This window comes from Streptomyces sp. NBC_01520 (assembly GCF_045040375.1).
Taxonomy (GTDB): domain Bacteria; phylum Actinomycetota; class Actinomycetes; order Streptomycetales; family Streptomycetaceae; genus Streptomyces.
In genome coordinates, this window is record NZ_CP109404.1 from 4204903 (window position 1) to 4219915 (window position 15013).

At 71.9% G+C, this 15013-nt stretch carries 12 protein-coding genes and 1 pseudogene; 7 read left to right on the top strand and 6 right to left on the bottom strand.

Annotated features, from left to right (window positions below; translation table 11 throughout):
* Nucleotides 1–31: 31 nt before the first annotated feature.
* The 5 genes from OG524_RS18895 to OG524_RS18915 all read left to right on the top strand — a co-directional run bounded on the left by OG524_RS18895 (nt 32) and on the right by OG524_RS18915 (nt 7170).
* Nucleotides 32–940 carry an amidohydrolase family protein gene (locus tag OG524_RS18895; protein ID WP_405811195.1) on the top strand — a complete coding sequence of 303 codons (909 nt, stop codon included), beginning with the start codon at nt 32–34 and terminating at the stop codon, nt 938–940.
* 121 nt (nt 941–1061) lie between these two features.
* A complete protein-coding gene (locus OG524_RS18900) occupies nt 1062–1799 on the top strand; it encodes a response regulator transcription factor (protein WP_405389636.1) in 738 nt (245 codons plus the stop codon).
* 21 nt (nt 1800–1820) lie between these two features.
* On the top strand, nt 1821–3626 hold the full coding sequence (locus OG524_RS18905) for an ATP-binding protein (RefSeq protein ID WP_405811197.1): 1806 nt from the start codon (nt 1821–1823) through the stop codon (nt 3624–3626).
* Between the two features lie 26 nt (nt 3627–3652).
* Nucleotides 3653–4957 carry a glycosyltransferase gene (locus tag OG524_RS18910; protein WP_405389634.1) on the top strand — a complete coding sequence of 435 codons (1305 nt, stop codon included), beginning with the start codon at nt 3653–3655 and terminating at the stop codon, nt 4955–4957.
* A complete protein-coding gene (locus OG524_RS18915; protein ID WP_405811199.1) occupies nt 4954–7170 on the top strand; it encodes a glycosyltransferase family 39 protein in 2217 nt (738 codons plus the stop codon). Before OG524_RS18910 ends, OG524_RS18915 begins: the two co-directional genes overlap by 4 nt.
* Here the strand turns inward: OG524_RS18915 and OG524_RS18920 are convergent.
* Nucleotides 7149–8012, bottom strand: coding sequence for an endonuclease/exonuclease/phosphatase family protein (locus OG524_RS18920; protein ID WP_405811201.1), 864 nt, complete (start codon nt 8010–8012; stop codon nt 7149–7151). The two genes, OG524_RS18915 and OG524_RS18920, sit on opposite strands and share 22 nt — an antisense overlap.
* A 97-nt stretch (nt 8013–8109) precedes the next feature.
* On the opposite strand from OG524_RS18920, the pseudogene OG524_RS18925 reads away from it, so the two are divergent.
* Nucleotides 8110–8502, top strand: a pseudogene (locus OG524_RS18925) (MFS transporter); the annotation flags it as partial.
* 120 nt (nt 8503–8622) lie between these two features.
* Nucleotides 8623–9393 (top strand): TetR/AcrR family transcriptional regulator, encoded by a 771-nt coding sequence (locus OG524_RS18930; protein ID WP_405811203.1) that lies wholly within the window; start codon nt 8623–8625, stop codon nt 9391–9393.
* A gap of 12 nt (nt 9394–9405) precedes the next feature.
* On the opposite strand, the gene OG524_RS18935 is transcribed toward OG524_RS18930, so the two are convergent.
* The 5 genes from OG524_RS18935 to OG524_RS18955 form a co-directional block, all read right to left on the bottom strand.
* Nucleotides 9406–10347, bottom strand: a complete 942-nt coding sequence (locus OG524_RS18935) for an NAD(P)-dependent oxidoreductase (protein ID WP_405389630.1) — start codon at nt 10345–10347, stop codon at nt 9406–9408.
* A gap of 8 nt (nt 10348–10355) precedes the next feature.
* A complete protein-coding gene (locus OG524_RS18940; protein WP_361897734.1) occupies nt 10356–10823 on the bottom strand; it encodes a PPOX class F420-dependent oxidoreductase in 468 nt (155 codons plus the stop codon).
* A gap of 43 nt (nt 10824–10866) precedes the next feature.
* Entirely contained in the window at nt 10867–11685 is an 819-nt protein-coding gene (locus OG524_RS18945; RefSeq protein ID WP_405389629.1) for a YceI family protein, read from the bottom strand.
* A gap of 181 nt (nt 11686–11866) precedes the next feature.
* The gene (locus OG524_RS18950) at nt 11867–14365 is read right to left on the bottom strand and encodes an MFS transporter (protein WP_405811206.1); all 2499 of its coding nucleotides are present in this window, start codon (nt 14363–14365) and stop codon (nt 11867–11869) included.
* A 23-nt stretch (nt 14366–14388) separates the two neighbouring features.
* Nucleotides 14389–14901: a MarR family winged helix-turn-helix transcriptional regulator gene (locus OG524_RS18955; RefSeq protein ID WP_405389627.1), complete on the bottom strand. Its 513-nt coding sequence runs from the start codon at nt 14899–14901 to the stop codon at nt 14389–14391.
* Nucleotides 14902–15013: the final 112 nt, after the last annotated feature.

The window sequence follows — 15013 nt, forward strand, 5'->3', positions numbered from 1 at the left end:
GCCTGGGGAACGGACGAGACGGACGAGACGGATGAGGCGGGTGGGGCGTGTGAGTGACGGCGACGGTGACCGTGGTGACCGTGACGAGGTCGTGCGGTTCTGGCAGCGGCTCGGACTGCCCGGGATCATCGACGTCCATACGCACTTCATGCCGGAGCAGGTGCTCCGCAAGGTTTGGGCCTACTTCGACGCCGTCGGCCCGCTGACCGGCCTGGAGTGGCCGATCACCTACCGGCACGACGAGGACGAGCGCCTCGCCCTGATGCGCTCCTTCGGCGTGCTCCGGTTCACCTCGATGCTCTACCCGCACAAGGCCGGGATGGCGGCCTGGCTGAACGGCTGGGCGGCCGACTTCGCGGCCCGCGTCCCGGACTGCCTGCACACGGCGACCTTCTTCCCGGAGGAGGGCGTGGAGGACTATGTGCGCGAGGCGGTCGAAGCGGGGGCCCGGGTCTTCAAGTCGCACCTCCAGGTCGGTGCCTACGACCCGAACGATCCCCTGCTGGAGCCGGTCTGGGGGCTGCTGGCGGAGGCCGGCGTCCCGGTCGTGACGCACTGCGGGTCCGGGCCCGCCCCGGGGGCGCACACCGGGCCGGAGCCGGTGGAGGGGCTGCTCTCCCGTCATCCGCGGCTGCGGCTGGTGGTGGCACACATGGGAATGCCGGAGTACGCGGAATTCCTGACGCTGGCCGCGCGGTACCCCGAGGTGCGGCTCGACACGACGATGGCGTTCACGGACTTCACCGAGGAGTTCTCGCCGTTCCCGGCGGCGGAGCGCGACCGGCTCGCGGATCTGGGGGACCGGATCGTGCTCGGCACGGACTTCCCGAACATCCCGTACCCGTACGCCCACCAACTGCACGCGCTGGAGCGGCTGGGGCTGGGGGACGCCTGGCTGCGGGCCGTCTGCCACGACAACGCGAGCACGCTGTTCCGGTGAGCCTGCGGCACGCGGGCCGCCCGCTGCCGGTCCTGTCGGTCGCGGCGCTTTCGCGCGTTTCTCAGGAAATTCACAGGTAGGGGAAAGGCCTCTCTCACGGCGGTCTCACAGGCTGGGTGCCATGACGACGACCTCGCCCCAGGGGCGTACCGAACTTCTCAGACCGGACCGCAGCCCCGTCCGCGTGCTGGTCGTGGACGACGAGGCTCCGCTTGCCGAGCTGCTGTCCATGGCCCTGCGGTACGAGGGATGGGACGTGCGCAGCGCCGGCGACGGTGCCGGTGCGGTCCGCACGGCCCGTGATTTCCGCCCCGACGCGGTGGTCCTCGACGTGATGCTGCCCGACATGGACGGGCTCGCCGTGCTCGGCCGGCTCCGGCGTGAGCTCTCCGACGTACCGGTGCTGTTCCTGACGGCGCGGGACTCGGTGGAGGACCGGATCGCCGGGCTCACGGCGGGCGGCGACGACTACGTCACCAAGCCGTTCAGCCTTGAGGAGGTCGTGGCGCGGCTGCGCGGACTGATCCGCCGCTCGGGCACGGCCTCGGTGCGCAGCGAGTCGACGCTCGTCGTCGGTGACCTGGTGCTGGACGAGGACAGCCACGAGGTGAACCGGGGCGACGACTCGATCCACCTCACGGCGACGGAGTTCGAGCTGCTGCGCTTCCTGATGCGCAACCCGCGCCGGGTGCTCAGCAAGGCCCAGATCCTGGACCGGGTGTGGAACTACGACTTCGGCGGCCAGGCGAACGTCGTCGAGCTGTACATCTCCTACCTGCGCAAGAAGATCGACGCGGGGCGTACCCCGATGATCCACACCCGGCGCGGGGCGGGATACCTGATCAAGCCCGGTGAGTAGCCCGGCGACCGACCCGGGAGTATGTCTGTGAGCAGGAAGCGGAAGAGGACCCGGCGGCCGTGGACGCTGCGGACCCGGCTCGTCGTGTACGCGGTGACGCTGATCGCCGTCGTCGCCGCCGTGATCGGTTCGGTCACCGCCATCGCCTTCCAGAGCTACATGTACGGAAAGCTGGACGCCCAGCTGACCGAGATCGCGATCCGGGCCGACGGCCGTCCGCCCGCCGGCGGGGCGCCCGCTCCGGGCGGGCAGCAGAACAAGGATCCGCTCGACTTCGTCGGTATGGGCGGCCAGCCCTTCAAGACCTTCGGCGCCGTCTCCGTGGACGGCTCCGTCACCGCGTCGCAGGTCGTGACGAAGGACGATTCGCTCGACGAGCAGCAGAACGTGGGACCGCTGACCGCCGCGCAGGGGAAGGCTCTTGAGGCGGCCGCCGTGCCCGCGGACGGCGCAGTGCACGACGTCGAGCTGCCCGGGCTCGGCGGCTACCACGTGAAGGCCGTTGCCAAGGACGACGGTTCGACCGTCATCGTCGGCATGCCCACCGGTGAGGTGAGCGGCGCCCTCACCGCCCTGATCCTCGTCGAGGTCTGTGTCACCGGGGCCGGTCTCATCGCCGCCGGAATCGCGGGCGCGACGATGGTCGGTGTCGCCCTGCGCCCCCTGCGCCGGGTGGCCGCCGCCGCGACCCGGGTCTCCGAACTCCCGCTGCACAGTGGTGAGGTCTCCCTGTTCGAACGGGTTCCGGACGCCGAGGCCGATCCGCGTACCGAGGTCGGCCAGGTCGGCGCCGCGCTCAACCGGATGCTGGGGCACGTCGGTTCGGCCCTGGACGCGCGCCAGAAGAGCGAGATGCGCGTACGGCAGTTCGTCGCGGACGCGAGCCATGAGCTGCGCACCCCGCTCGCCTCGATCCGCGGGTACGCCGAACTGACCCGGCGCGGCCGGGAGGAAACCGGCCCCGACACCCGGCACGCCCTGGGACGGATCGAGTCCGAGGCGGAGCGGATGACGGGCATGGTCGAGGACCTCCTGCTCCTGGCCCGGCTCGACGCCGGACGGCCGCTCTCGTACGAGAGCACCGATCTCTCACCCCTCGTGATCGACGCGGTGAGCGACGCACGGGTCGCGGGGCGTGCGTCGTCCGAGGCGGCGACCGGGCCCACGCACCACTGGCGGCTGGAGCTGCCCGAGGTGCCCGCGACCGTGCGGGCGGACCCGACGAGGATCCAGCAGGTGCTGGTCAATCTGCTGGCCAACGCACGCACGCACACCCCGCCGGGGACCACTGTCACGGTCCGGGTGCGGGAGGCGCGCCGGGACCTGCCCTGGGTGACCCTGGAGGTCCAGGACAACGGGCCCGGGATCCCGGCCGAGCTGCTGCCGCACGTCTTCGAACGGTTCGCGCGCGGGGACGCCTCGCGCTCCCGGCACGCCGGTTCGACAGGGCTGGGCCTCGCCATCGTGCAGGCCGTCGTCGCCGCGCACGGCGGACTGGCGGAGGTGCGCTCGGTGCCGGGGAACACGGTGTTCGCCGTCCATCTCCCGGCGGACTCGGTGTACGAGGGCGGCCGGCCCGGCGACACCGCGGCCACCCCCGCGCACGGGCTGCCGGGGACCCCCGCGGGCACCCCGTACGGTCTGCCGGGCGCACCTGCGTACGGCCCGAACGGCACCCCCGCGTACGGCCCCGACGGCACCCCCGCGTACGGCCTCACCGGCCCCACGAACACCTCAGGCACCCCTACGGGCCACCCCTCCAGGGCGCCCGTGTCCGCGCTCCCCAGGCACTCACAGTCGGACCACAGGCTCAGCACACGGGTGTGACAGCGCGGTTGGCGAGTGTCGTTGTCATGCGAACCGACACCCCTTGGAGCACCTTGCCGGCCCGGGAACACCTCCTGGCCGCAGCGGTCGACGCGGCCGGTGCTCCCGTACTCGACGTGGTGGTCCCCGTCCACAACGAGGAGAAGGACCTCGAACCCTGTGTGCTGCGCCTGCACGACCATCTGGCGCGCACCTTCCCGTACCGCTTCCGCATCACGGTCGCGGACAACGCGAGCACCGACCGCACACCCCAGGTGGCGGCGCGGCTCGCGGCCCTGATCCCGGAAGTGCGGTCGTACCGGCTGGAGGAGAAGGGCCGGGGGCGTGCGCTGCGCACCGTCTGGTCCCACTCCGACTCCCCGGTCCTCGCCTACATGGACGTGGACCTGTCCACCGACCTCAACGCCCTCCTGCCGCTGGTCGCCCCGCTGATCTCCGGTCACTCCGACCTGGCCATCGGCTCGCGGCTCGCCCGCAGTTCGCGGGTCGTGCGCGGCTCGAAGCGGGAGTTCATCTCGCGGGCCTACAACCTCATCCTGCGCTCCTCGCTGGCCGCCCGCTTCAGCGACGCACAGTGCGGGTTCAAGGCGATACGGCGCGAGGTCGCGCAGCGGCTGCTGCCGATGGTCGAGGACACCGGCTGGTTCTTCGACACCGAGATGCTGGTGCTCGCCGAGCGGGCGGGGCTGCGCATCCACGAGGTGCCGGTCGACTGGGTCGACGACCCGGACTCCACCGTGCACATCGTGAAGACGGCGACCGAGGACCTGAAGGGTGTGTGGCGGGTGGGCAGGGCGCTGGCCACCGGGACCCTGTCGCTGGACCGGCTGGCCCGGCCCTTCGGGGACGACCCCCGGGACCGCGCCGTGCCCGGGGTGCCGCGCGGACTCGCCCGGCAGCTCGTCGGGTTCTGCGTGGTGGGCGTGCTCTCCACGCTCGTCTACCTCGCCCTCTACTCCCTCTTCCGGCTGGGTGCCGGACCGCAGATCGCCAACGGCGCCGCCCTCCTGGTGTCCGCCGTCGCCAACACGGCCGCGAACCGGAGGCTCACCTTCGGCGTGCGCGGCAGGGGCGGCGCCGTACGCCACCAGGCGCAGGGGCTCGTCGTGTTCGCCATCGGGCTCGCGCTCACCAGCGGCTCGCTCGCCGCGCTCGGCGCGGCCTCCGGGTCGCCCTCGCACGGCACGGAGCTCGCCGTGCTGGTCGCGGCCAACCTCGCGGCAACGGTGCTGCGGTTTCTGCTCTTCCGCGCCTGGGTCTTCCCGGACCGGCGCGCGGACCACCAGGACGCCCGCAAGGGTTCCGCACACGAACTGGGGAACGTCCGATGACCGCCACCCACCCCGACCACCTCCCGGCCCCGCCGGGCATCCCCGGCCCGCCGGCGCAGTCGGTGCCCCCGGCAGGTGCCGCCGAAGGACCGGGACCCGAAGGACCGGGACACGGTCGCCCCGGGACGCCGCTGCTCCGCCGTATCCGTCAGGGCAGGCCCGAGGACCCGCGCTGGGCACGGCCCGCCTTCCTCGGCATGCTCCTGGTGATCGCGCTCGCGTACTTCTGGAACCTCGGCGCGTCCGGTTACGCCAACTCCTTCTACTCCGCGGCCGTGCAGGCCGGCAGCCAGAGCTGGAAGGCCTTCTTCTTCGGCTCGCTGGACTCCGCGAACGCCATCACCGTCGACAAGCCCCCGGCCAGCCTCTGGCCGATGGCCCTGTCGGTCCGGATCCTCGGCCTGAACTCCTGGGCGATCCTCGCCCCGCAGGTGCTGATGGGCGTCGCCACGGCCGGGGTCCTGTACGCCGCCGTACGCCGTCGCTTCAGCGCCGCGGCAGGGCTGATCACCATGGCGGTGTTCGCGCTGACGCCCGTGGCCGCGCTGATGTTCCGGTTCAACAACCCGGACGCGCTGCTCGCCCTGCTGATGACCGTCACCGTCTACTGCGTGCTGCGTGCCATGGAGGCCGGCCGGACGAAGTGGCTGGTGTGGGCGGGCGTCGCGGTGGGACTCGCGTTCCTGTCGAAGACCCTCCAGGCGTTCCTGATCCTGCCGCCGCTGGCCGTGCTCTACACGGTGTTCGCACCCGTGTCCGTACGCAAGCGGTTCGGCCAGCTCGGCCTGTCCGCCCTCGCGATGACCGTCGCCGGTGGCTGGTGGGTGGCGGTCGTCGAGCTGTGGCCCGCATCCTCCCGCCCCTACGTCGGCGGCTCGCAGAACAACTCCTTCCTGGAGCTCACCTTCGGCTACAACGGACTCGGCCGGATCAACGGCGAGGAGACCGGCAGCGTCGGCGGCGGAGGCGGTGGCGGCCAGGGCGGCGGCTGGGGCGAGACCGGCATCGGCCGGATGGTCAACTCCGAGATCGGCGGCCAGATCTCCTGGCTGCTGCCCGCCGCGCTGCTCCTGCTGGCCGCCGGTGTCTGGCTGACCTGGCGCGCGAAGCGCACCGACACGGCACGCGCGGCGTTCCTCGCCTGGGGCGGCTCGCTGCTGATGACGGCCTTCGTCTTCAGCTTCATGGCCGGAATCTTCCACCAGTACTACACCGTTGCCCTGGCGCCCTACATCGCGGCGCTGATCGGCATGGGGGCCACGGTCCTGTGGGAGGAGCGGTCCAGGTGGTGGGCGGGCGCCGCGCTCGGCGTGACCGTCGCGGTGACGGCCGTCTGGGCGTACGTCCTGCTGGGGCGCACCCCGGACTACCTCCCGTGGCTGCGCTGGGCCGTCCTGATCGGCGGGATCCTCGGCGCGGTGGGGCTGCTGCTCGCCGCACGGCTGGGGCGCGTACTCGCCCTCGCCACGGTGTCCGTGGGGCTCGCCGCGTCGCTGGCCGGGCCGACGGCGTACACGATCAGCACGCTGAACACCGGGCACCAGGGCTCGATCGTCACCGCCGGACCGTCCGGCGCGAGCATGGGCGGCGGCCCCGGTGGCGGCGGCGGCCCGGGTGGCGGTACCGGCGGCCCGGGTGGCGGCCCCGGCGGGGGCACACCTCCCGGTCAGGGCACGCAGCAGGGCGGCCAGGCCCCGGGCAACGCGCAGGGCGGTGGCAGGCCCGGTCAGGGCCAGGGTCAGGGCCAGGCGGGCCAGGCCCCCGGGGGTCAGCAGGGCGGTATGCCCGGCGGCACCGCGGGCGAAGGCGGCATGCGTGGCGGTGGCGGCGGCATGGGCGGCCTGCTCAACGGCGCGACCGTCGATGCCGAGGCCGAGAAGCTCCTGGCTCAGGACGCCGACGACTACACCTGGACCGCGGCGGCCATCGGCGCGCAGAACGCCGCGAGCTACCAGCTCGCCACCGGTGACCCGGTGATGGCGATCGGCGGCTTCAACGGCAGCGACCCGTCCCCGACGCTCGCCCAGTTCAAGGGGTACGTGACGGACGGGAAGATCCACTACTTCGTGTCGAGCGGCTCGGGCGGCGGTGGCGGTATGGGCGGCGAGGGCACCTCGTCCCAGATCTCGACGTGGGTGGAGGAGAACTTCAAGGAGGTCACGGCGGGAAGCGCGACCTTCTACGACCTCACTCAGCCGACGAGCGGGAGCTGACGCCGTAGTTCGAGATCGGCGACCACAGGGCGGTGGTCCGAGGCGAGTGTCTCGGCCACCGCCACGTCGCGTACCCGCACGGCTCCCGCGCCGGCCTTCGACACCGCCACGAAGTCGATCCGTTTCACCGGATCCAGGGCGGGGAAGGTCGGCGCCCCCGGATCGGCGTCCGTCAGTTCCTCCCACAGCGGGGCCAGCTCCGGAGCTCCCGGTTCCGCGTTGAGGTCGCCCAGCAGGATCTTCCGGCCCCGGTCCTCGCCCATGATCCGCAGGGTGTCGGCGACCTGGGCGACCCGCACGGCCGGATCGGGCCGGAAGTCCAGATGCGTCACGTACACGTGCACGGGCAGCCCCCGCACCCTCAGCACCACCTCGGCGAAGCCAGGCGCGGGCGCGGGCACCGGGTCGGGATCCTGGGTCGAGAGCCGGGTGATCTCGTGGTTCTCCGCGCTCACGACCGGGAAACGGGACAGGACCGCCACCCCGAACTCGCGCCGGGGCTCGCCCGCCACCACCGGGTCCAGGCTGTACACCGGCGCGAACGACACCCGCATCGCCAGCCGTTCGGCCAGCTCACCCGCGAGGTCGCGCCACTCGCTGCGCGCACCCCAGTGGACGTCCACCTCCTGAAGGCCGATCACATCGGCGTCCAGCGCGCGCAGATCCGCCACCTGGCGGTCCAGGTCGAAGACACCGTCCGTGCCCACCCCGGCATGGATGTTGTACGTCACGACGCGGAGCGGCACCGGCCCCCGGCCGTCGGCCGACGCGGGCGGCGCGAGGGCCGTCAAGGCCAGACCCGCGGCGATCAGAACACCCACCGTACGACGACGCAGTGACATGACACTCCACTCATCCGCTGCCCGAGGACCGGCACGCGCCCGGCGGGCGGCGTCCACAGGGCTGCCCCACCGACACCCCGCGCAAACGAGTTGTACCGCGCTCGCCATGCCCGCCATGGCCAACGCGATCACGGGCGCCATCCCGCCGGAGAAGGCGGGCGTCGCTGCCGGGGTCAACGGCACGCTCGCCGAATTCGGCAACGGGCTCGGGGTCGTTGTGCCGGGCGCCGTGCTCAACTCGCGGTTCGCCGCGCTCGTGCCGGCCGCAGTCGGGGCCTCCTCGCTGCCCGCCGCGCTCGCCGCGGCCGATGGCGAGGGGCAACGGCAGCGCATCACGGACGCCTTCGCCTCCGGGCTGGAGGCCAGCCAACTGGTGGGCGCGGTGGCCGTCCTGGCGGGCGGTCTGCTCGCCGCCGTACTGCTGCGGAGGGCGGAACGCACCGACGCGGCCGCGGCCGCGCGGAAGTCCGCTCGGGCAGACCCGGTCTGAGCGGCGGGCATAGCATCGGACGGGGTGCCGTACGCGGTGGTGTCATCCACTGTGTACGGCCCTCGTGGGAACGGACCGCCGGACGCGTCCGTACCGTCGGCACGACGAGGAGAGTGCGCCATGGGGTCCGCGGCCGACCGTGTGAGAACCCCTGCGCGGGTCAGCGTGTGGCTGGACCGGCGTACCCCCTCGCGTACCCGCAAGGCGGACCAGCCGGCGCTCGACCGGGACAGGATCACCGCGGCCACCGTGCGGCTGCTGGACGCCGAGGGGCCGGCGAAGTTCTCCATGCGCCGTCTCGCGGCCGAGCTCGACGTCACGGCGATGTCCCTCTACTGGTACGTCGACACCAAGGACGACCTGCTGGAACTGGCCCTGGACAACGCCTTCGCGGAGATCCCGCCCTCGCGGGAGGACGCCGACTGGCGCGACCGGCTCCGTGAACTGTCCACCAGCTACCGGCAGATGCTGGTCCGGCACCCCTGGGCCTCCGCCCTCGCCGGCCGCTTCCTGAACATCGGCCCGCACTCCATGCTGTTCTCGTACGCCGTCCAGGATGTCGTACGGGCCACCGGGCTGCCCCTTGAGCACCGGACGGGCGCGATCTCGGCCGTATTCCAGTTCGTCTACGGATTCGGCACCATCGAAGGGCACTTCGTGCAGCGCTCGGCCGAGTCCGGACTGAGCCAGGACGCGTACTACCAGCAGGCGATGGGCGCGATCCGCTCCCATCCGGACCACCAGGAGATCGTGCGCACCTCCGACGCCCTCATGGAGGCGCGCGGCGGGGGGACCGTCGAGGAGATGCGCGAGCGGGACTTCACGTTCGCGCTGGACCTCCTGATCGCCGGAATCGAAGCGATGCGCGCACGGGCGGCCGACCGGCCGTAGTGCGCGGCCCCGTCAGTAGCCGCGCCCGGTGTCAACGGCCAGCGCGGGCACCCGCCCTTCGGCGACCGCCTGCCAGCAGGCCTCGAAGTCCGTCACGACGTCCTCGTCGGCGGTGATGCCGGCGGAGTGGGACGTGATCACCGTGTGCGGCAGCAGCCAGGCACGGTCGTCCGCCGCCGGGGGCTCCTCCGGCAGCACGTCGAGGACGGCCCGCCGTACGGTCCCGGAGCGCAGGGCCGCCTCCAGCGCCGCCATGTCCACGCAGGCGCCCCGGCCGACGTTGAGGAAGGAGGCGCCCCGCATCGCGGTGAACCGGGCGTCGTCGAAGAACCCTTCGGTCGCGCCGGTCAGCGGAAGCGTGGACACCACCCACCGGGCGCCGGCCAGTGCGGCCCGCTCCTCGTCACCGCCGGCCGTGACCACCCGGTCGAACCCCGCGGGTACGTCACGCGGGGTGCGGCAGACACCCACCGTGTGCAGGGAGCAGGCCCGCAGGAGGGCGGCGACGGCGGAGCCGACGCGGCCGGTGCCGTGGACGACGACGGTCTGCCCGGCGGCGAGCGTGGACGGGACGCGGTGCCAGTTCGCCCGGGCGTGCTGTGCGGTGTGCTCCGGGACGGACTGGCACTCGGCGAGGACCCAGGCCAGCACGTACTGGGCGATCCGCTCACCCATCCGGCCCACGGTCCGGGTCAGCAAGGTTCCCCGCGGCCACGGTCCGGCGGCGAGCAGTGTGTCCGTACCGGCGTTGACGCTGTGGAACCACAGAAGCCGGGGGCTCCGCAGCGCGCCGGGCAGCGTGTCCCCGACGTACAGGAAGGGGCCGTCCGGCTCGCCGTCGTACGGGTGTTCCACCGGGCGCCCGGTGATCCGCTCCAGGGCGCGGGCCACGGGCCCGTCGACACCGGGGCCGACCAGCAGCCGGGCGCGCGCGAGTTCCTCGTGGGACACCATGCGGACGGTCAGCCGTCGGCGGCCGTACGGGCGGGGAAGCCGCCGGTGGCGACCGGGCCCCAGCGCTCCGGGGTGATCCGGATGATGGACTTGCCCTGCTTGACCATTGCCTCCCGGTACTCGTCCCAGTCCGGGTGCTCGCCGGAGATGTTCCGGAAGTACTCGACGAGCGGCTCGACCGAGTCCGGTGCGTCGATGACCTCGGCCGAACCGTCGATCTGGACCCACGGGCCGTTCCAGTCGTCCGACAGGACGATCACGCTCACCCGCTCGTCCCGCTTGGCGTTGCGGGTCTTCGCCCGTTCGGGGTAGGTCGAGACGACGATCCGTCCCGCGTCGTCGACGCCGCAGGTGAGCGGGGAACCCTGGGGGCGGCCGTCGGACCGGGTGGTCAGCAGGATCGCCCGGTGCCGGGGCCGCACGAAGTCCAGCAGTTCCCCGAGCTCCACCGTGGTGTTGGTCGCGATGTGTGCCATGCGGCCAACCCTAAGGCCGGCCGGCACCTGGGGGGTGGTGGGACTACGCCTCGACGTAGTCCCCCTGCACGGCCTGGATGTCGAGATCCACGCGCAGCGTCGTGCCGATCGCCGCGATGCCCGCCTGCACCACCTGGTTGTAGTGCATGGCGAAGTCGTCGCGGTGCAGCTCCGTGGTGGCGTGGAAGGCGGCCCGCACCCCGCCCCACGGGTCGGGGCCGGTGCCCAGGTAGCTGAGGTCCAGGTCGACGTCGCGGGAGACGCCGTGCATCATCAGCACGCCGTGCACGGTCCAGCGGTCGGGCCCGGCGGGGGTCATCGCACGGGAGCGGTAGGTGATCTCCGGGAAGCGGTCGACGTCCAGGAAGTCGGCCGAGCGCAGGTGCTTGTCCCGCATGCCGTTGCCGGTGTCGATGCTGGCGGGGGTGATGAAGGCCTCCACCCGGGATCGCTGGACGTCCTGCGCGATCTCGATCCGGCCGCCGAACTCGGTGAACCGGCCGTGCACGCTGGAGATCCCCAGATGCTGCGCGACCGCGGCCACCGAGGAGTGCACCGGGTCCAGCGACCAGGTGCCCGGAGGCGGCAGTTCCACGCCGCCCTGCCGGGCCAGCACCACGGTGCCGGCCTCGACCCGGCCGCTCGCCGTGACGAGCGCGGTGGAGGCGGAGGGTGCGTACCCGACCGCAGTGACGATCACCGTGTACGCGCCGGCCGGAAGGAGACCGTCGGTACGGAGGACCGCCCCGTTCTCGTCGGCGGCGGCGCGGAGCACCTGGGTGCCCGTCATGTCGGTCACGGTCACGATCGCGTGCTGGACCGCCCAGCCGTCCCGCGTGCGTACGTGTGCGCGAAGTCCCATCCCGTGTTTCTCCTTGCTCCATCACTTGGTGGCGCAGTGACTCGATGAGTCGGGCCCCTGGCGGGAACGGCAGGCCGTCCCTGCCTGCCGTTCCCACCACGGGGCCCATTTCCGCCGACGGGCACAGCCTCTCCGCTCGAAGTGCTGTTCCGCCAGGGGTCTTTGTGGATCTTCCGTGTGGCTACCCGCCCGGGTGGGCGAGCTCGATGTCGTGGCCGTCGATCCCGGCGCCCGTCACCGTCAGCGAGCCGGCCACCGGCGGATAGCCGGTCGCGACGACCGAGTACTCGCCGGCGTCCAGGTCGGCGAAGGCGTACACGCCGTCCTCCCCGGTCGTCGAGGTGGCGACCACGTTGCCGGCCGCGTCGATCAGCGTGACGCGGGCGTCGGACAGCGGGAGCCTGCCGGAGCCGGCCCGGACGACGCCCTTGACCAGCGCGCCGGACTCCAGCGCCGCGTCGACCCGGGTGACGCCCTGGCCGCCGATCTCCACGGGCAGGGCCAGCGGACGGTGGCCGGCGGCCGTCACGGCGACGGTCACCGTGCCCGGGATGAGCTCACCGAAGGTGAACTCGCCCGCGGCCCCGGTGGCGCCGGTGGCGAGCACGTCGCCGCGCACATCGGTCACCACGACCATCGCGCCCTCGACCGGGCCGCCCTCCCCGGCGGTCCGCACGGTCCCCGCGAGACCGCTCGTACCGGCGAGCAGGAGGTCGTACGCCAGCGGCTCCTCGCCGACGACCACGGTGGACGCCTGCGGCTGGAAACCGTCCGCGGAGGCGATCAGGACGTACGAGCCGGAGCCCGGCGCGTCCAGGACGTAGCCGCCGTCGGCCCGGGCGACGGAGCGTCCGAGCTGCCGGCCGCCCAGCGAGATCAGGGTGACGGCGGCCCGGGCGACGGGTGCGCCCTCGGCACCGCGCACCACACCGCGTACGGGTGTCCCCTGCACGGTCGCGACCGCGGTGTCGAGGGTGCCGGCCGGCTCCGGGGCGTCGACCGCGGTGACCCCGGCCGTTCCCTCGGCGACGAGCGTGGCGGTGCCCGCGGCTGCCTCGGCGTTCTCCGTGGCGGGTGCCTCGGCGGTGACCTTGTCGTTGGCCGCGTTCGTCTTCAGGGCGACCTCCTTGATGAAGAGCGTCACGATGAAGGCGAGGAGCGCGGCCGGTGCGGCGTAGAGGAAGACGTCCGCGACACCGTGACCGTAGGCGACCTCCATGACCGTGCGGAACGGGGCCGGCAGCTTGTCCAGGTCGGGGATGCCCCCGCCACCGGTACCGCCGTGGCCGAACGCGGCGCCCTCGGGGCCGAGGTCGGCCAGGCCGTCCTTGACGTAGTGGGTGACGCGGTTGGCCATGACCGCGCCCAGCGCCGAGACACCGATGGCGCCACCGAGCGAACGGAAGAACGTCACGACGGAGCTGGCCGCGCCGAGGTCGGCGGGAGCGACCTGGTTCTGCGTGGCGAGGACCAGGTTCTGCATCATCATGCCGATGCCGAGACCCATCACGAACATGAAGATCGCGATGTGCCAGTACTCGGTGTCGTACCGGATGGTGCCCAGCATCCCCAGACCCGCGGTGAGCAGGAAGCCACCGGCGACCAGCCAGGCCTTCCAGCGACCCGTCCTGGTGATGATCTGGCCCGACACGGTCGAGGACAGGAACAGCCCGGCGATCATCGGGATCGTCATGACGCCCGACATCGTCGGCGACTTGTCCCGTGCAAGCTGGAAGTACTGGCTGAAGAAGACGGTGCCCGCGAACATTGCGATACCGACGAACAGCGAGGCGACCGAGGCCAGCGTGATGGTGCGGTTGCGGAACAGGCGCAGCGGGATGATCGGTTCGCTGGCCTTGGACTCGATGAACAGGAAGAGCGCGATGAGGGCGACGGTGCCGCCGAGCATCGTGTACGTCTGCCACGAGATCCAGTCGTACTTGTCACCCGCGAAGGTCACCCAGAGCAGCAGCAGCGAGACGGCGGCGCTGATGAAGAACGCGCCCGACCAGTCGACCTTGACCTGGCGCTTGACGACCGGGAGCTTCAGGGTCTTCTGGAGCACGACCAGGGCGATGACCGCGAACGGCACGCCCACGTAGAAGCACCAGCGCCAGCCCATCCAGCTGGTGTCGGTGATGACACCGCCGAGGAGCGGGCCGCCCACGGTGGCGACGGCGAAGACCGCGCCGAGGTAGCCGCTGTAACGCCCGCGCTCGCGCGGGGAGATCATCGCGGCCATCACGATCTGGGCGAGGGCGGAGAGCCCGCCGACGCCGATGCCCTGCACGACACGGCAGGCGATGAGCATGCCGCTGCTGGTCGACAGACCGGCCACGACCGAGCCGAGCACGTAGATGATCAGGGCTATCTGGACCAGCAGCTTCTTGCTGAACAGGTCCGAGAGCTTGCCCCACAGGGGCGTGGTGGCGGTCATGGCCAGCAGCGAGGCCGTGACGACCCAGGTGTAGGCGCTCTGTCCGCCGCCGAGGTCGGAAATGATCTCCGGCAGGGCGTTGGAGACGACCGTCGACGAGAGGATCGCGACGAACATGCCGAGCAGCAGCCCGGTCAGCGCTTCCATGATCTGCCGGTGTGTCATCGGCGTGCCGTCGGGGACGTCGGACGCCCCGTGCTTGGCGTGGCCGCCCCGCACACCGGTCGGTGTGGTCGTAGCCATGGAGTTCCTTGTCTTTGCTTCTGTTACTCGGGTGTACGGGTGTACGAGTGATCGGAGTGCCCGGTGCGGCAGTCGCCGCTGTGCTTCCCGGGGGCGCATCCACCGGAGCCGCGGCAGGAGAAGCTGTCGCGCAGCCGGGACAACAACGTGTTGAGCTGTCCGACTTCTTCGTCGGACCAGTCGATGAGGTTGTGGGCGAACATCTCCGTGGTCCGCCGGGTCAGTCCGTCGAGCAGTTCCTCGCCCGCGGGAGTCAGCCGCAGGATGCGGGACCGCTTGTCCGCCGGGTCGGGGGACCGCTCTGTCCAGCCGTTCTCCACCGTGTGTGCCACATGGCGGCTGGTCACCGACATGTCCACGGCCAGGAGCTCGGTGAGCCGGGTGATCCGCATCTCGCCGTACTTGGCGAGCAGCGTCAGCACCGTGGCCGAACCCCCGGGGCACGCGGCGGGCAGGAGGCGGGCGAGGCCCCTTCGGACGGCTCCGACGGCGCTGAGCTGCCGGGCCAGTTCCTCGTACTGGCTCCGTGCGGCCACCGGCCCTCCAGGATCGTTCTCCGTCATCTTGTTGCTTAGGGCAACGATAGAAGCCGTTGGTTGCTACAGGCAAACGAAACGGGGCTTGCAGAAGTAAAGGAAACCAAAAGCC